18 protein-coding genes are annotated in these 17654 nt (G+C 56.6%); 16 read left to right on the plus strand and 2 right to left on the minus strand.

Annotation, left to right across the window (positions count from 1 at the left end):
* Positions 1 to 844 precede the first annotated feature (844 nt).
* The 6 genes from JNB88_RS34375 to JNB88_RS10400 all read left to right on the plus strand — a co-directional run bounded on the left by JNB88_RS34375 (position 845) and on the right by JNB88_RS10400 (position 6858).
* On the plus strand, positions 845 to 3244 hold the full coding sequence (locus tag JNB88_RS34375) for an AAA domain-containing protein (RefSeq protein WP_220355385.1): 2400 nt from the start codon (positions 845 to 847) through the stop codon (positions 3242 to 3244).
* A 114-nt stretch (positions 3245 to 3358) separates the two neighbouring features.
* On the plus strand, positions 3359 to 3814 hold the full coding sequence (gene panD / locus JNB88_RS10380) for an aspartate 1-decarboxylase (RefSeq protein ID WP_220355386.1): 456 nt from the start codon (positions 3359 to 3361) through the stop codon (positions 3812 to 3814).
* Between the two features lie 69 nt (positions 3815 to 3883).
* On the plus strand, positions 3884 to 4477 hold the full coding sequence (pmtA, locus tag JNB88_RS10385; protein WP_037129677.1) for a phospholipid N-methyltransferase PmtA: 594 nt from the start codon (positions 3884 to 3886) through the stop codon (positions 4475 to 4477).
* A 239-nt stretch (positions 4478 to 4716) separates the two neighbouring features.
* Positions 4717 to 5292 carry a hypothetical protein gene (locus JNB88_RS10390; RefSeq protein WP_220355387.1) on the plus strand — a complete coding sequence of 192 codons (576 nt, stop codon included), beginning with the start codon at positions 4717 to 4719 and terminating at the stop codon, positions 5290 to 5292.
* A 260-nt stretch (positions 5293 to 5552) separates the two neighbouring features.
* Entirely contained in the window at positions 5553 to 5957 is a 405-nt protein-coding gene (locus tag JNB88_RS10395; protein WP_220355388.1) for a hypothetical protein, read from the plus strand.
* Positions 5958 to 6090: 133 nt separating this feature from the next.
* Entirely contained in the window at positions 6091 to 6858 is a 768-nt protein-coding gene (locus tag JNB88_RS10400; protein WP_220355389.1) for a hypothetical protein, read from the plus strand.
* A gap of 79 nt (positions 6859 to 6937) precedes the next feature.
* Here the strand turns inward: JNB88_RS10400 and JNB88_RS10405 are convergent, their stop codons facing one another.
* Both JNB88_RS10405 and JNB88_RS10410 read right to left on the minus strand, forming a co-directional pair.
* The gene (locus JNB88_RS10405; RefSeq protein WP_220355390.1) at positions 6938 to 7870 is read right to left on the minus strand and encodes a LysR family transcriptional regulator; all 933 of its coding nucleotides are present in this window, start codon (positions 7868 to 7870) and stop codon (positions 6938 to 6940) included.
* Positions 7867 to 8610 (minus strand): UTRA domain-containing protein, encoded by a 744-nt coding sequence (locus tag JNB88_RS10410; protein ID WP_220355391.1) that lies wholly within the window; start codon positions 8608 to 8610, stop codon positions 7867 to 7869. The genes JNB88_RS10405 and JNB88_RS10410 overlap by 4 nt, the downstream gene beginning before the upstream one ends.
* Before the next feature lie 238 nt (positions 8611 to 8848).
* Between JNB88_RS10410 and JNB88_RS10415 the strand changes: the two genes are divergently transcribed.
* From JNB88_RS10415 to JNB88_RS10460, 10 genes are all read left to right on the plus strand, one after another.
* Entirely contained in the window at positions 8849 to 9676 is an 828-nt protein-coding gene (locus JNB88_RS10415; RefSeq protein WP_037129689.1) for a transporter substrate-binding domain-containing protein, read from the plus strand.
* Positions 9677 to 9765: 89 nt separating this feature from the next.
* The gene (locus tag JNB88_RS10420) at positions 9766 to 10407 is read left to right on the plus strand and encodes an amino acid ABC transporter permease (protein WP_037129691.1); all 642 of its coding nucleotides are present in this window, start codon (positions 9766 to 9768) and stop codon (positions 10405 to 10407) included.
* Entirely contained in the window at positions 10404 to 11072 is a 669-nt protein-coding gene (locus JNB88_RS10425; protein ID WP_220355392.1) for an amino acid ABC transporter permease, read from the plus strand. The genes JNB88_RS10420 and JNB88_RS10425 overlap by 4 nt, the downstream gene beginning before the upstream one ends.
* Positions 11069 to 11860 (plus strand): amino acid ABC transporter ATP-binding protein, encoded by a 792-nt coding sequence (locus JNB88_RS10430; protein WP_037129695.1) that lies wholly within the window; start codon positions 11069 to 11071, stop codon positions 11858 to 11860. Before JNB88_RS10425 ends, JNB88_RS10430 begins: the two co-directional genes overlap by 4 nt.
* A gap of 363 nt (positions 11861 to 12223) precedes the next feature.
* Positions 12224 to 13138: a TIM barrel protein gene (locus JNB88_RS10435; protein ID WP_037129697.1), complete on the plus strand. Its 915-nt coding sequence runs from the start codon at positions 12224 to 12226 to the stop codon at positions 13136 to 13138.
* 169 nt (positions 13139 to 13307) lie between these two features.
* Positions 13308 to 13775 (plus strand): carboxymuconolactone decarboxylase family protein, encoded by a 468-nt coding sequence (locus JNB88_RS10440; protein ID WP_220355393.1) that lies wholly within the window; start codon positions 13308 to 13310, stop codon positions 13773 to 13775.
* Entirely contained in the window at positions 13775 to 14632 is an 858-nt protein-coding gene (locus JNB88_RS10445; protein ID WP_220355394.1) for a sigma-70 family RNA polymerase sigma factor, read from the plus strand. Before JNB88_RS10440 ends, JNB88_RS10445 begins: the two co-directional genes overlap by 1 nt.
* A gap of 155 nt (positions 14633 to 14787) precedes the next feature.
* Complete coding sequence (locus JNB88_RS10450) at positions 14788 to 15936, plus strand: extracellular solute-binding protein (RefSeq protein ID WP_220355395.1); 1149 nt, start codon at positions 14788 to 14790, stop codon at positions 15934 to 15936.
* A gap of 11 nt (positions 15937 to 15947) precedes the next feature.
* Positions 15948 to 16826, plus strand: coding sequence for an ABC transporter permease (locus JNB88_RS10455; RefSeq protein ID WP_223217150.1), 879 nt, complete (start codon positions 15948 to 15950; stop codon positions 16824 to 16826).
* On the plus strand, positions 16826 to 17650 hold the full coding sequence (locus JNB88_RS10460; RefSeq protein WP_220355397.1) for an ABC transporter permease: 825 nt from the start codon (positions 16826 to 16828) through the stop codon (positions 17648 to 17650). Before JNB88_RS10455 ends, JNB88_RS10460 begins: the two co-directional genes overlap by 1 nt.
* The last annotated feature ends 4 nt before the right edge of the window (positions 17651 to 17654 follow it).

Here is a 17654-nt window from a genome sequence, read left to right on the forward strand (position 1 = left end):
ATCTGCGATTTGAAAGTGACAGCAAGTGGCATGGGCCGCTCAGAGACCTTGGATCCGTGTCGCCCTCCGCGAGCTTCCAACTGCCTGATCTTCGTTAACCGTTTGATAACCATCGCGGCTGACCCTTGATCTATCGCGAGCCCTCGATTCTAGCTGTCTCCGACAGCCCGCAATTTGGGGAACCGCGGTGGAGCGAGTGGTATGAGGCGCGAAGGGTTTTTCAGTGGCGGACGCGGTATCTCTTTTGAATGGCCAAGCTATTTCGAGCGTGGACGCTTCATCCATGGCTGTCGCACGAGTCCTTGCCTATTGGGAGAGTGTCGAGCGATACACTGCTCCAATCGCAGAGGACGATGGAGACGAAAATGCGAATCTTGCGGTTGCGCACATCCTCGAACACAAGGATGCCTGGCCCCTTACAATCAATCAAGGCAAGGCATATCGGCACTTCGTGCGATTTGGGATCACAGCGATCGGCGAGTGCGACCGGCTGATCATCAATCATTTCCTGCCAGATCAAGCGCAACCTGATCGCGCAGAGACCCTCGAGGACCAATATACTTTCGCTGGTACCTTTGCTGTTTCCGAAAAGGGGGCAGTTGAGAAAGGTTCCTTGGTCGTGAGCCGCTTTCTATATGATCTTGCTGCTCTCGTAGTAACACCACATATGAGCTTTAAGGAGTATTCCCAAGCGCTTGCCGACGCCTTCAATGTGCTCGCTAAGAGAAAATCGAAGCCGGTCGCAGTTGCTGAAGCGATGGCGGAGCGAGCGTTCACGGCCTTGCAGCTGCCGAATATGTTGCGGGCGCCTGTCAAGTGTGTCGTTGTTACGCGCTCCAGGCAGGTGGTCGAAGGCAAGGCAAAGAGAACAATTCGCGATGCTCGCGTCTTTGCAAACGTCTACCCCCACCTGTTGCGAGAAATGCGCAGCGATGTGGAAAATGGAGTTTGTGTCGGTGCGGCATGGGATGTCTTGACCAAGCCATCAGCAGCCTCCGATTTCGATGCGACCAGCGATGAAACGGTACTCAACGCATTGGGGGCCGAACGATATCCGTCCGCACGATGGCCATCCGACTTTTCGCTTTCTACTCATCAGCAAGTGGCTGTGAACGAACTGTTTGCACGGCTTTCGAAAGAAGGCACCTTCTCGATCAATGGCCCTCCGGGGACGGGGAAGACGACACTGCTGATGGACGTTATTGCAGAGATTATCGCCCGTCGTGCAGATTTGTTGGTGCGCTATGACGATCCCTGCACGGCCTTTCGCCGGGCCGCCGGGCATGGTCCCCACTTTGAGATCGATACAGCTCTGCACGATTTTTTGGTTGCGATCGCCAGTTCCAACAACGGCGCGGTTTCCAACCTGACGCTCGAGCTGCCGAAGCGATCCAAGATCGGATCGCGATACAAGGATGCGCTGAGTTCCTTCTCAAAACCGGGCGAGCAGGTCATGGCCAAGCATCAGGTAACGGCACATGCATGGGGCGCAATCTCAATCCCGTTGGGAAATAAGCAGAACCGAGATCGGTGTTCGAACTTAATCCTCGAGATGCTCGAGGACGAGAATCTCTTTGACCAGAGCGCACCCCTTTCATGGGATGCGGCCCGCAAAATATACAGCAATGCGAAAGCGAAGGTCGATGAGATCAAAGCGAAGCACTTGCGCCTGCACGAGATTGTAAAGGCGACTGACAGTCTCAAATCTGCGTCTGGCTTTGATCGCAACTTGGCAACAGTCTCTCCTTCAAGGAAACGCGCTGGTACAGCACTTGTCGTCTCACCAAGCCTTGACGAGCCAACACATCCGATGCTTGCCCTCGCCGCGGAGCAAATTCAGCAAGCCATGCACGAACTCGGTGATGTCATCTTGCCAGCGGACTTTCGAAACGCGACCCCGCTGGCCAAGGCTCAGATGCTGGTGGGAACGTCGACGTCGCTGGAAGAGGCTCGGGCAGATCTCTTCGTCGCAGCGATAAAGCTGCACCAATCTTTTATCTTTGCTGCATGGGATCGTATCAAGGTGAACCTGGCTGGCTGGGTAGATCTGAATTCGGGAAGTAGCGCAGATGCTGCCTCGAGTGCCAATCACCTGTGGAGTTCGTTCAGTCTTCTATTTCCGGTCGTTTCCTCCACCTTCTGTTCCTTTGCAAATTCCTTTCAAAGTCTAGATCGAGGCTCCATTCCCTGGTTAATTGTCGATGAGGCAGGGCAGGCGTCCAGCCACCATGCCATCGATGCATTGTCCCGTGCAAAGCGCGCGGTTGTCGTCGGGGATCCAAGCCAACTTGAGCCGATTTGCACGATTAGCAGCGCGGTAGACAATGCACTCGCATCAAAGTTCGAGGTCGCGCCTGCGTTTCGCTGTAAATCAACGTCGCTTCAAACACTCGCGGACCGGGTCAATCCATTCGGAGCGAACCGTCGAGGAAAATGGATTGGTGCTCCACTTCTCGTCCACCGAAGATGCGCGGAGCCGATGTTTTCGATCTCCAACAGCCTCGCTTACGATAAGTCGATGGTGCTGGCTGACAACAGCTTGCGCAGACCAGTTTCTTGGCCAAGCGCCTGGATCAACGTTGTAAGTAAGAGCGAAGCGCCGAATGACGTCTACATCCCTGAGGAAGGACAATTGGCAGGGTATGTCATATCGCGCCTTGTAGCCCACCTCGGCACATTGCCGGACCTCTTCGCCCTTACGCCCTTCAGAAAGGTTTCTGCTGGTCTTAAGCAATATCTGATGGACAACGCATCAGACATCTTTGGAAGCTTCGACACTCTAGTCGTGGAGAAATGGGTTGATCGCTCCGTAGGAACGGTTCACGCCTTTCAGGGAAGAGAAGCCGATACGGTTCTCTTCGTATTGGGTGGACAGCACCCAGCGAGCATCAACTGGACGCTCGAAAAACCGAATATCATCAATGTCGCCATGACGCGTGCTCGCCATCGGATTCTCGTTATCGGAAATCGAGGCAATTGGTTCCAGGACGAACTTCGGGACGCGTGGATGCTAGGAAATGATCGAGACTGGCTTATGGAGCAAGCCGACGTTAGAGCGATCCTTGGCGAATACCTGCTAAACGCCGTTCCTTCGCATCATCGGCTGGTGAACGACTTTGAGACCCCAACCAACGCACGTTGTTCCGTGGGCCACTTGCCCGCTGATCTCAGAAACGGGCAAAATAAGCACAACCGTACCAGAACGACAAAATCTGGCCTGTTAACGGCATGCCCCATCCGTTAGATACCGCTTGTTTAGTCCGTTGGAAGCCACGCCTGAGCCTCGGAGACGAGGCTCTCTTTTTCTGCGGCTTCAACGTGCATAGGCATCTGCGGGGGCGCCGAAGGCGGAGGTATCATGCGCAAGTTCGTTGCGGGAAAGCTTCATGGGATCCATGTCACTGCGGCAAATCTCAATTATCATGGATCGATCACGCTGGATCCTGATCACTGCGAAGAAGCAGGAATCTTCCCAATGGAGTTCGTGGAAATCTGGAACAAGAACTCCGGCGCCCGAATCTCCACTTATGTCATTCTTGGCGAACGCGGCTCCAGATGTTGCGTTCTTAACGGCGCCGCTGCCCGCACGTGCCAACCAGGTGACCAGATCATCGTGTGTAATTCAGTCTATCTCGACGAAAGCAAAGTTACGGCCCTCACGCCTAAGGTCCTCACTTTCGATGCCAGCAACAACGTTATCGACCGGCTAACTTACTGCGTTTCGTACGATGACGATAATCGATATCGCTTCAGCATTTTGGACGAAAACGCTCGGCACCTTTCGGTGCCCCTGCTGGTCTCTGGTGTGTCCTAGAGACCCTTTTGAGCATCGAAGCGAAACGGACACCTGTTGCAGGCAATCTTTTTGAATGGGGGACGATAAATGAACATGCGCCAGCGTGTTGGGCTTAAGTTTAAAGATGAGATTGCCTTTCTAAAAGGCTGGAAACGCGATCGAACTTCTGTTGGGGCGATTGCTCCAACGTCTGCAGTAACCGCCAGAAAGATGGCAAGTGTTGTGGATCCAAGTTCAGGTCGCCCTGTCCTTGAGCTCGGACCAGGAACGGGCGTTATCACCAAGGCAATCCTGGCACGCGGTGTTGCACCTCACAACGTCACCTCCATCGAATATTCGCCGGAGTTCTGTCGGCATCTCAGAGGTCTCTTTCCAAGTGTTGATGTCCGATGTGGCGACGCATTTGCACTCGACCTCACGCTGGGCGACAAGCGAGGCACGAAATTTGATTGTGTCATTTCCGCCATTCCGCTTCTGCACTTGCCCACGGCCCGACGGCTGACGCTGGCCCTTGATCTGCTGGAGCGCGTGCCCGTTGGGAGGCCTGTCGTGCAAATAACCTACGGTCCGCTGTCGCCGGTCGTAGCACTTCCTGCTGGCTACGAGGTCCGCCATCTGGCGTTTATGATACGCAACATACCCCCTGCGCAGCTTTGGATTTATAGGAAGATTCCATCCTGACCATTCTTGGGCGAGTTTGTCTTCAGAGCCTCACTCCATCAAAAGTCTAGTCGTTTGGCTTTTTGCTTGCGCAAACGGCAGTGTGCCTTGCTCCGTCCACAAGAGGCTTTTCATTGGAGCGGCAACTGGATAAACAAGGGTATCCGACAACCGGGAAACCAACTTGGCGAGAAGCTCGAAAAACGGAACGCCAAGCTGCCTCTTCAACGGTTCCCAGAAGCCTTTTGGATTGAGTTGAAATGAGAACACAGCAACGAAAGTTCGTTGTCGAAGTGAAGTCTTCGCGTCGCCGGCTTGCCGCCACTCCGAAGTCAATTTGGGAGAGCACCGATCTTAAGGCCCTCATTCGGGCCGCCGAGGCCGAGGCGGAACCTCCGCTTGGCTCTGAGAACGAGGTTCCACAATCTGGCGACCATCCGGGCGTTGTTCAGGACAAGCCCGTAGCCCTCGATGCTGTTGAGGTTGCCTACGCCGCAGAGCAAATCCCACCTGGCAGCCCGGTCGCCCAGAGCGAAGCGGTGGCTGAAACACAATTGAGCGTGGAGCGTGAGGTTGTCACCAACTCGAGCGCATCCCTCGAAAGCAGCAAAACCCCTCGTCGGATTGCGCGACTTCCCAAACGTCAGCAACAGAAACGACTTCCCCGCGCAGGAGAGGCAGGTATTTCCGGTGAGACCCCGGCACATGTCGTCGACGGCCTGGCTGCTGATGACTTGGTAATGCTGGACCGGGAAAATCGACGTCTCAAGGCTCTACTCAGAGAGAAGATCATCGAGGAGAACAAACTGCTCCGGATGATGCTCAGCCGATTTTAGTCGCCAGCAATAGCGATCGTCTGTCGTTACGGGGTCTGATCAGTGCGGCGCACGCAACCTGCGTGGATAGGCACCGTCTGCGCGTCCAGATTTTTCTGCCGATAAGTGCAATCAAACCCCTCCTTCGCGCAGTCATTTGACTGTGCTAATAACGTGCGTATTGCATGATTTCAGAAATCAATAAGTTTTAAACAAAAGTAAGTGCATATTGACCGCGCGATTGCACGTTCGATAACATTTTCGATCTTAAGGAGTTCAACATGGCTGACGAAATCAACACCACAGCTTCGACCGAAGTCGCTGCTGCGAGCGCACCAAAGGAAAAGAAAACCCGCGGGCCTCGCAAGGCCAAGACAGTCACTGAAGCGGCCCCGGCAACTTCAGTGAGTGCACCGGTGAAGAAGACCCGCGGTCCTAGAAAGGCCAAAGAAGTAGCAGCTCCAGCAGCAGCCGTAGCAGAAAAGAAAGCTGCCGCAGGCAAAGTCGCTGCCAAGGCTCAACCCGCCAAGCGTGGGCCGCGGAAAGTTGAACTGAAGGCATCAGCGACAGACGGCTTCGCTGACCTTCTGAAGCTTGAGGAAGAAAACCAGAAGCTTCGCAAGGCGCTGTCCGACAAACTACGCGCCGAAAACGCTGATCTTCGCAAGAAGCTCGGAGTGGCGTGAAGAGTAAACGATCGCCGGGCTTCGAGAAATCGGGGAATTCCACAGGCGATCAGACTTGTGACCGGGCAAGCATTGCAAGCCCGGTCACCGACCCGGTATAATTTCGTAGAACACCGAGTCGGGAGGCTGATCGATGAGATCACCGTGGAAGGTCATTGCCGGATTCGTATCTCGACGTGATCCGGAAATGTATGACGAGGCCGCGCACGAAAAGTCTGTGGCACAGGATTTGCAGGCAGAAGAACCCGACGTCCAAGTCGCGGAACATTCTCGTATTGTTTCGTTCCAAAGTCCGGGTTCCACTCAACGTGCCGAAGACCGTCCGGCAGAACCGCTGAACGCTCAGACCGATGATGGTGGGCAGCGCGCCGAGCTCGATACAGTTCGTCCTGTCGGCGAAATTTATCCCAACCCTTCTTTGGCGGATGACATCGAGCCGGTGTTGGCAACGACAATTAGGCTGGTGACGAAAGACAGGTTGAGCATACGACAATCGTTGCCAGGTTCCGACATGCCGGACGCGGAGGCTCATGATATTTCCTTCGAAGCTCAAAGCGAACTCGGTGCAGCAAAGACCGAACCCGACGTTCAACTGCAAAAAGCTGCAGAGGCACGCCAAAACGGGGTTGTTGTAACGAAGCCTGAGCAAACGCATAAGCGGCGAACGAGGAAAAGCATTGACGTCGCTGAACGCGCAATCCCCACATCTATAGTTCGCAATGCTCCACCAAAAAAGGTCGATGGGCCAGAGGTCAAATTGGTTGGAAACGCTGCCAACACCGATGCGCTGGAACTGGACGGCGAGATCACCGAGCTTAGGTATCTGTTGGCTCAGAAATTGCTGTTACAGAATGAGCAGCTAAAGCAACTACTTGCGCGTTACGATGGGTCTGAGCAGTAAGGCAATCAAATCCGGTGGGTTCGTTTTGGTTACAGGATCGGGGCAAATCGACATTGCTTGTTGCCGAGCGAGTGTTGCTTCACGGCGCTCGGGACATTGAAGCCTGTTGCCGTGAGATGGCGATGATCCAATCCCGAAACTCCGCACCGTAGGGCTTCTGTAGAGCCGAACGATCCCATGCCAGGAAATAGCTCTCACGCAGGGGCATTCTGATATCGACCGGAATAACCAAGGTCTGTGCTTCCAGTTCGTCTGCGATCATCGACATTTGTGCGAGCACGATGCCGCGTTTATTCACGGCGGCATCGATCGCGCTGCTTGACAGGGTGAAGGAAAGTCCGGGCACGGTACCCTTCAACTCCGTCCCGATCATCGTCGCAAATTCGGCCCAACTCGGATAGGGCGAGAAATGGCGTTCCCACTCGACATGCAACAATGGGTAATCGAAAAGCCCTGCTGCTGTTACGCTACGACCCTTCAGTAACGCGGGCGAGCAGGCAGGCACGACCCAGTCGCGAAACAACTCAGTGTAGTGGTCGTGCTGGAGCACATCCGATCCGTAGCTGACACGGAAATCGACCTCATCAAATCCCATGCGCGGTTCCCTGTCGCGGCCGGTTACGCGGACATGGGCGTCCGGATACAGCGCTTGCCAGTCGAATATTCGCCGCCCGATCCATTTATTGACGACCGACGACAGTGCGCTCAGAACCAGCGCATTCTCGTTCAGGGCCCGCTCAAGAACCTTTTGGGCTAATGCAAATTGCTCAAATCCCTTGGATATTTCGGCATGATAGAGACGTCCCCATTGGTTCAGTTCCACCGTGCGACCGCTTCGCTCCAGGAGTGTCACCCCAAGAAAACTCTCGATCTTTCGTATCTGTTGGCTGATGGCGCCTGGAGAGACGTTGAGCTCAGTTGCCGCTGCCATGACGCTGCCGCAACGGCCAACCGCTTCGAAAGCCTGTAGGCCCCTGAGTGGAATCCCCCTGACGAACTGTTCGCCGCTCAAGACAATGCCTCATGCGGGTGTTGGCGCGAAGAGGCCTTTTCGGCCGGGTGAAAGATACCTGCGAACTGAAAACGATCACCCGGATGGGTGATTTCCACATAGGTGACGATACGCTCGTTCTGCCATGTTTGTCTGATGAGGTTCAAGCAGGGCTCGCCGCGTTCGATGCGAAGGATGCGTGCTGTGGCCGCGTCCGCAGAAACCGCACGGATCACATGCTTTGCCTTGGACCACGGCACCTGTGACAGAAGCCACTTTGCGGGAGGTGCATCTAGAAATGGTTCGCTTCGGGCCAGTGGTACCGCGTCCAGAAAGATGATCCTGCGTTCTATGGCCGTTGGCTTGTTGTCGACGATATGAAGGCACTGGACCCGCAACACCTCGGCACCTGCCGACCAACGCAGTTGTACGGCCTCCGTCTGGCTCAAAGCGTCGACCTTGTGGGCCAATATCTCGTGGCGATGCTCGTGACCGGCCGACACTGCCTCTGTGCCGATGTCCTGTATGTCCATGACCGTTCGTTCTATCTGAGGGGACGCGACGAACGAGCCGGTCTTTCGCTTGCGCACCACAAGCCCTCGCTCGACGAGGGTTGCAAGTGCTTTGCTAACTGTCATGCGCGAACAGCTGTAGTCCTTAACCAGATCGTGCTCTTTCGGGATGCGGTCTCCCGGTCGCCAGTCACCGTTCAGGATCCTTGCCTCGATATCCTTGAAAATCCTGAGATAAATCGGCTCCAATTTGCGACCTCTGGAAGGCTATGCCTCGTTTGCCGAGCGGACCACAATCGTCTGTTGTGCGTCTGGTCATGCAGTGGTCCGGCACAAAATTTGCGTCCATCGACTTTGATCGTTGACACCTTAGGCCATGCTATATCTATTTGTATAGTCAAAAGCGGATCAAAGAAATCCGCGGCACGGGACTAAATCGGGAACGCGACTCCCTTGCGGGAGCGAAAACTGGAGAGAGAAGATAATCATGATCGCACGTTCTTTGCTTAAGGGCCTGGTTGGCGCCGCCTTCCTGGTCGGCGCGACGCTCTCGGCGCAGGCGGCCGACACGCTCGCCGCCGTCAAAGCCGCCGGTACACTCAAGGTAGGCACCGAAACCGCTTTCGCCCCTTTCGACTTCATCGACGCTGGCGAGCATGCCGGCCTGAACGTTGACCTCTTCGCGGAAATCGGCAAGGAACTTGGTGTCAAGATCGAGTGGGTGGCTCTTCCCTGGGATGGCGTTTTCCCGGCGCTGGAAGCCGGTAAATTCGACGTTGTTGCCGGTCCGGCGACGATCACCAAGAAGCGCATGGAGCGCTATCGCTTCACGCCTCCGATCGCTGAGGCAACAATTGCCGTCCTGAAGAAGGCTGGTGATACGGCGATCAGCAAGCCGGAGGATATCGCCGGCAAAACGGTTGGCGTCGGCAAGGCTACGTCGCAGCTTGACCAGCTGAAGGAGTTTTCCGCAACGCTGCCCTCGAAGGTGGAAATCCGTGAGTATCCAGCCTTCACCGAATCCTACGCCGATCTTGCTGCTGGTCGCATCGAAGCTGTTGCCAATTCGCTGCCAAACATTGCCTTTGTTGCCAAGCAACGCGAAGGCACCTTCGAAGTCGTTCTGCCACCCTTCGGCAAGAAGTCTTACTTCGGCTTTATCGGACTGAAGGACGCAGATCATGCCCCGTTGATGGATGCGATCGACGCTGCGCTGCTGAAGATCAAGGCTGATGGCCGTATGGCCGAGCTACAGAAGAAGTGGTTCGGCGCGACATTCGATACGCCAGACGCGGTCAAGGATCCGGCATTCTGATTGCCGAATGACCGATCGACTGCGCCTTGAATACGGCGCAGTCGAATTTGCTCGAGCCTTTATGACAGCCAGGCGGACAAAAGCCGGATATGTCCATCAAACTCTTCGAATTGCTTCTCTACGCATCGATCTACACGGTGACGATCAGTGTCGTCTCCATTCTGATCGGCTTTGCAATCGCGATCCTCCTTTCCAGCATGCTTTTGTCAAAGAAGCGGCTCTTTATCGCGCCTGCACAGATTTTCATCAGTTTCTTTCGTGGCGTGCCACTGCTTGTGCAATTGCTTCTGATCTACAACATGCTGCCGGCCATTGGTCTGAATGTGCCGAGCATTGTCGCTGCAATCGTCGGGTTGTCGCTTTGCACGGCTGCCTACCAGGCTGAGAACATGCGCGGTGGGTTTGCTAGCGTTCCGGTCGGTCTCATCGAGTCGGCCGAGATGGTCGGGCTGACAGCGGGCCAAATCTTTCGCCGCATCAAGGCGCCGATCGCGCTACGCCTGACGTTTCCGGCCCTTGTCAACGAAGCCATACTCATCCTCAAGGCTTCGTCGCTGGTCTCGGTCGTCGGCGTCATCGAGTTGACACGCATGGCGCAGGACCTTGCCGGAAGCACATTCTTGCCATTGCAGATCTTTGCGGCCGCTGGCCTCATCTACCTTGCCATAAACTGGATCGTGGCGTTTGCCGGCGGTCTGATCGAACGCTCCTTGCCTGGAGTGCCGCGATGACTTTCGACATCAATGTCATTCTCGACCAATTGCCGGCGATCGCAAGTGGCGCTGGCGTGACGATCATGATTTGGATCGTGGGGACAATCGCGGCAGCCTTTATTGGCTTCTTCGTCGCCGTCGGAAGGCGGTTCGGCGGCGTTCTGCTGGACAGGATACTCGGCTTGCTTGTCGCCGTTCTGCGCGGCACCCCGTTCCTGATCCAAATCTTCCTGGTCTACTATGGCGGTCCGTTCATCGGCTTGTCACTTGATCCCGTACCTGCGGGCCTGATCGGCATTTCAATCTACGGTGCGGCATATTACAGTGAGATCTTCCGCTCCGGTTTCCTGGCAGTTCCCAAGGGCCACATCGAGGCTGGTGAGTGTGTTGGTCTCAGCCAGGGCCAGATCATCCGGCGCATTCTGCTGCCCGAAATGACCATGCTGGTGCTGCCGCCCTCGCTCAACATGGCCGTTTTGCTGATGAAGGAAACCGCCGTCCTCTCGATTATCACCGTACCGGAACTGACAGCGACATTGAGCGCAATTGGCGCGCAGCAGTATGCCTTCGTCGAGGCACTTACGGTGTTGGCAGTGTTTTATTGGGTTCTTGTCGAGATCACCGGCCGTCTTGGCCGAATTGTAGAAACGAAACTCACCAGATTCAGGTTTTTCAACGCATGAGCCTTCCCGCGATCTCAGTCAAGAATCTCGTCAAGACCTTTGGGGAAACTACCGTGCTCCAGAACATCGATCTGGAGATCCCTCAAGGGCAGGTTTCCTGCCTCATCGGTCCCTCTGGCTCGGGCAAGAGCACGCTGCTGCGCTGCATGGCTTTCCTGGAAGAGGCGACATCCGGGACGATTTCCGTCAATGGCGAAGTCCTTGGCTTTTCTGAGAATGCGCACGGCGTGCGCGAGCGCATCCCGGCTGCGGCGAACCGTGCGATCCGTGCGCAGATTGGCATGGTGTTTCAGCAGTTCAATCTCTGGCCGCACATGACGGCGCTCGGCAACGTTAGCGAAGCCTTGAAGACGGTTCACAAGATGAGCCGCAAGAACGCCGAGGAGCGGGCCATGGCCCAGCTCGTCAAGGTCGGCCTGGAGGCGAGGGCGGGGCACTACCCATCTCAGCTCTCGGGGGGGCAGCAACAGCGCGTCGCAATTGCTCGAGCGCTTGCTCTGAAGCCGAAGATCATGCTCTTCGACGAGCCGACCTCTTCACTCGATCCGGAGCTGACGGGCGAAGTGCTCAACGTCATGCGCGATCTCGCAAAGGAAGGCATGACGATGGTGGTCGTCTCTCACGAGATCGGGTTTGCCGCTACCGTTGGCCAACAGATCGCTTTCCTTGACCACGGGAAGATTCTCTTTACCGGCGCTCCGCAAGAGGTCTTCAAGAAGCCGCGGCACCCCCGTCTGGAACAGTTTCTCGACACTTATCTCGATCGCGGCGCGTCGATGTTGCTCTAACCGGGTACTTGTTGCCCTGTCTGATCTCAATTGAGCTGGCGAAGCTGCTTCGTCGGCACCTTAGGTCTGGGTAGCGTGAGGCTATCTCTAAAACTGCGCATCTGCTCAATCGTGGAAGCAGGTGTCATGCAACGGTTATCTGGCCTTACTATACCTCGCCATCAATGTGCTGACACCTGATACGCGCTTGCTGGATCATGCCTGCGCGGCCCATCCCGTGACAGGCTTCCCAGAGGCTTTATCAGGCCGTCAACCAAGAACACAATCCATCCAGGCTCCTTCAAAGCCGGGAAGCCTTGGCTATTCGGTGCGGCAGCCCGCCGCCCGTATCCTGACAACCGCCCTCCTAAACAAGGAAACGCCATGACCAACATCATCTCCACTGGTTTCAACTCGGGCTCGACAGACGGGGAACTCGACAGCCTCGAGGCTGATTTGCGCCGTCTTGCTGGACTTGGAGTCGAGACCGTCGAACTTGGCTTGACCAGCATCGACCTTGTTTCAGGTGGCAGGGTCATCAAGGAGCGCCTCGAGCGCCTCGTGGCACTCACTCGACAGTTCCCTTTCCGCTATACGGTCCATGGACTTGTTTCTTCCAATTTCATGGACCCTGCAACCGCCCGCTACCAGATTGACGCTGCCAAGGCGCTCGTCGAGGTTTGCGACAGGGTTGGCGCGAGAGTGATCGTTCAGCACGGCGGCCACCTGCGTGCAGACCAACTCTTCGAACGGGCCGAGGCAGATCGACGCGAGCGCGATGCCCTTTTCGAACTGGCAGAGTTTTCCGGGCGCTACGACGTGCGCATCGCATTTGAGAACATCTTCACCACCGAGCCTGGACAATACCGCCAGACGCCGGCCGAGGTTGCCGAAACTGTCAAGGCAGTCGGTCACCCAAACCTTGTGGCTCTGATCGATTTCAGCCACGCCTACATCGAAGCGACGTATCGCGGCTTGAGCTTCCGTGATCAGATCCGCGCCATGGCACCGGTCGCCGGACACCTTCACGTCCATGATTCTTTCGGCCGACCGCAGGCCTTCTACAAGCCATACCATTTGCAGGAATCCACTGCGCTTGGCATCGGCGATCTGCATATGCCGCTCGGTTGGGGCGATATCGATTGGGAAGATATCTTTAGTGAACTTGAGTTTCTCCCTGGCACCGTCTTGATGATGGAAATCGGCGCGCGCTACCGCAATGAGCAGAGTGCCTCACTTGATCGCGCCAGGCGCCTCATCGCGTTGAACAGCAACCGTGTCGCCGTAGCTGCGGAATAAGCACGCAAACAGACATGTGCAAGCCGGCTGTGAGGACGGCTTGCACGCACTGTCGGGCATCGCCTTGCAACGGTCGAGGCAATGTCAGGCAAATAAAATCCGTGTCCATGTCACACTGACAGGACCTCGCTCGTCATGGTGTCGGAACCAACAGAAGGAACCTGGAACCATGACTGCCAAGCTCGATCTCTTTTCTGCCGCTCCCTCGCTCATGAAGACCTGGATGAATACGTCGATTGCCGTCGCGTCCAGCCTGGAGCCAACCCTCATCGAACTCGTCAAAATCCGCGCATCCCAGATCAACGCCTGCGCCAATTGCATCAACATGCATACTGCGGAAGCGCGCGCCAAGGGCGAGACTGAGCAGCGCATTTATTTGTTGTCGGCCTGGCAGGAGGCTCCGTGCTATTCCGATCGCGAACGCGCCGCGTTAGGATGGACTGACGCGCTTACTCGATTGTCGGAAAGCCACACTCATGAGAAAGCTTACGATGCCCTAAAGGCGCAGTTCACGGAGGAGGAGCAGGTGAAGCTTACGCTCATGATCAACGTCATCAACGGGTGGAACCGCCTTGCCGTTGGCTTCGGTCTGTGGATCGATCCCGCTGCGGCAAAAGCTGCTCAGGCCGCCGCCTAATGGTAAGCCAGGTGTCCGATGACGCAGCGGAAAGCTTTCATCCGTTGCGTCCCAAGCTCATGCGAGTGGCCTATCGTATGCTGGGCTCGGTCGCCGACGCGGAGGACATCGTGCAGGAGGCCTTCATCCGCTGGATGGGGGCCGACCGCGGTTCGGTGTTGGAACCCGAGGCATTCCTGCGCCGCACAGTTACGCGCCTTTGTCTCGACCAGCTTAAATCGGCACGGCGTCAGCGCGAGACCTATGTAGGCCCCTGGCTCCCCGAACCTGTTGTCGAAGAGGAGCAGGAAGAGGATGTTACCCTGCCGCTGATGCTTGCGCTCGAACGGCTCTCCCCGCTCGAACGTGCTGCTTTCCTGCTTCACGACGTCTTTGGATTAGGCTTTGAAGAGATTGCGGCGACAATCCAGCGTGATCCTGCTGCTTGCCGCAAACTCGCAACTCGTGCCCGGGAACACGTTCGCGAGGCGAGACCGCGCTTTCAGATTGAAAGCGCGCAGGGCCTCGAACTTGCCAAGGCCTTTTTTGCTGCTTCGCGGAGCGGCGACATGAAGGCGCTTGGTGCAATGCTGGCGGCCGATGTCAGTGTTCATGCAGACGGCGGCGGCAAGCGTTCGGCGGCGATCGAACCGATTATTGGATCTTCTGCTGTGCTTAGGCTTCACGAACATCTGGCTGTTCTTTTCCGGAAGAATGGTTCAAGCCTCGCGCATGTAGGCTTCGTCAACGGACTGCCGGGATTTGTCACGCGCGAGGCGGATGGCGAACTGCAGACGACCGCCCTTGAGATCGCCGACGGCAAGATCATTGCAATCTATGTCGTACGCAATCCCGACAAGCTCAAGCATCTGCACTAGCTGGTTGCCTCGCTTCATGACGATCGCTGGCCAGCTCCTCGTCGGCGGAAGTTGCACAGCTGTGCAATATTTGTCTCGAGGTTGCCGGCCTGTCATGACACTGTTACGCGCCGGGGATAGCACAGCCTTCTACACGCGAGCCAACGGAGAAGGCTATGAACAGACGCGACTTCCTTGTCACCTCAACCGCTGCGGCGGCCGGCATGCTGATGCTGCCCCGTCTGGCTTCTGCCGCGACAACGACCATCGATCTCTATAGCGGATCCGACGCGAACATCATCGACTTCTGGACCAATGTCGTGCGTCCCGCTTTCGAAAAGGCGCACCCGGATCTGGCCGTGAAGATTATCGATGGTGGTGACAACACTGGATTGCGCGCGATTGCAGACCGCGCCTTCGCCGCGCTCAAGACCAAGACGGATCCCCAGGCCGACATCTTCGAACACTTCGACCCCCGCCTTCCTCCGTCGGGTTCAGAAGCTGGCCTTTGGGTGGAATTCTCGGCGCAGAACGTCGACGGTTTTGACCACGTCAACCCCTTGGCTGTCGACAGCAAGTACTCGCTTCCCTATCGCGGATCGCAGGTGCTGTTGGCCTATGACCGGACCAAGCTCGATCCGAAAGACGCCCCGAAGAGCTGGGAACAGCTGACGGCGTGGATCAAGGCCAATCCGGGCCAGTTCATTTACAATCGGCCTGATAAGGGCGGCTCGGGCGGAAACTTTGTCCGTCGTGCCATTCATGAAGCCAACGGGCGTGACCCGAAGAAGTTTACGATAGACAATTTCACCGCTGACTATGCCAATCAAGCGCTGACGCCAGCCTGGGCGCTGCTTAACGACCTGGCGCCGTCGCTTTATGAGAAGGGCGCCTATACCGCGGGAAATACCCAGTCGATTCAGCTTCTAGCGCAAGGCGTAGTAACAATGACGCCCGTCTGGTCGGACCAGGTGCTGCAGGCAATCGCGCAGGGCGTGCTGCCGGAGACCACGGGGCTCGTGCAGTTGGCAGATCTGGCGCTTTGCGGTGGCTTTTCCCGCATGACCGTGTTTTCCAACGGCGCCAACAAGGACGCTGCAATGAAGCTTGCCGCCTTCCTTCTGACCAGGGAGATGCAGGAAGCGATCATCACCGAAATTGGTGGCTTCCCCGGCGTTTCCTGGGAGAACATCTCGGATGAACTGCGCCACAAGTACGCAGACGTCATTCCTGCGACGATCCCCACATTCCCTGGCGGTGATTGGGAAACCACCATCAACGACGGATGGTATCGCAACGTTGCCCCGGGCATCAGCCGCAGCTGATGCGCAGGCCCATGACACGTCCTCTGCCGGCACGACGTTCCGTGTCGGCAAGCAGGGCAGGTTGGGTGGGACTTCCATTGGTTGCACTGCCTGTGCTGCTCCTTGCGTGGTTGATCATCTATCCAATCCTGTCGGCCGTCACGAGCACGCTGCTTGTCGCTCGCCCAGACGGCTCGTCCACGCTATCTCTCGCCTCCTACCACTTCTTCTTCAGCGACCCGTATAGCCGTGCCAATCTTTGGATCACCCTCTGGACGACATGTGTTTGCGGGATGCTGCTTCTGGTGACCGGACTACCGATTGCGCTCTACCTGCGCTTTGCACGTGGGCGGCTCTCCGCCTATGTGCAAGGACTTGCCATTTTCCCGATGTTTGTTCCGTCGATCATCCTGTCCTATGCGCTCATCCGCACGATCGGTCCAAACGGCGCCGTTGACGTGCTGCTCAATGCGGCCGGGCTGCCGAAGTTACCGTCCCCGTACCTTACGCCATGGGGGCCTGTCATAGGCCTGGTCTGGGACAACCTGCCCCTCACGGTCCTGATGCTGACGGCTGGCCTGGGCAGCATCCCGAAAAGCTCGATCGAGGCAGCGCGGGATGTCGGTGCTTCGCCACTGCGCGTGTTTCGATCAATCATTCTCCCTCGCATGGGAAATTCGCTTCTCGTTACGATGTCCTTCGCAATCCTCGGAATATTTTCTTCCTTCACGCTGCCCTATCTGCTCGGGCCGGCCTCGCCTGAGATGATGGGCCCGTTCATGCAGCGAACATTTTCCGACATGAATGACCCCGTCAACGCCCTGACGCAGGCTGTTGTCACATTCGGCTTCTGTCTCGTCTTCGGGATCTTCTACGTGCGATCGATCGCCCGCAACAGGGGAGGCTCCTGATGAGGCTGAGGAAGCTCGCAGTTCAAGAGGCCGATTGGATAGGCGTCGTTCTGGCAGTGCTGCTGACCTTTTTCATCGCACTGCCGCTTATTGTCGTTGGGACCTGGGCCTTCAGTGAGATCTGGCGCTATCCTGCTGTGATTCCGCAGCAATTCGGTGTGCGCTACTGGTCGCTGACGCTGTCGAGAACAGACGTCTGGGAAGCACTTTTCCTCAGTCTTCGCCTGACGACGACGGTAACCATCCTCTCCGCCATAATCTGTCTACCGGCGGCCTATGCTTTCGCACGGATGACATTTCCGGGCCGAAATGTGCTTTTTCTGTCGTTCCTCGCCTCGCACGCATTTCCGAAGTTCGGGTTGCTGGTGGCAATTGCGGGGATCTTTCTGCAGATCGGGTTGATCAGCTCCTTTTGGGGCGTGGTGCTCATTCAGCTGGTCGGAACGCTGATGCTGATGATCTGGATTCCAGTCTCCGCATTCCAGAACGTCGATCGCCGAATGGAAGAGGCAGCGCGCGATGCCGGGGCGACACCTTTGCGTGTCTTCTGGTCGATTACCCTGCCGCAGGCGGCGCCAACGATTGTTGCCGCAGTACTCCTCACCTTCGTGGGCACGTTCTACGAAACTGAAGGGGCATGGCTGATCGGTGCGCCGGAGATCCGCACGATGCCTGTGCTGATGGTCACCTTCATCAACAACCAGATCGTCGTTCAGTACGGGGCCGTGCTGTCCGTGATGCTGTGGGTACCCTCCTTCGTCGCCCTGATGTTCGCCCGAAGGGTGATCGGTACTGGAACTTTTGCGAGGGGATTGGGCGCATGATGTT

It is taken from the genome of Rhizobium cauense, from assembly GCF_019511525.1.
Classification (GTDB): domain Bacteria; phylum Pseudomonadota; class Alphaproteobacteria; order Rhizobiales; family Rhizobiaceae; genus Rhizobium; species Rhizobium cauense.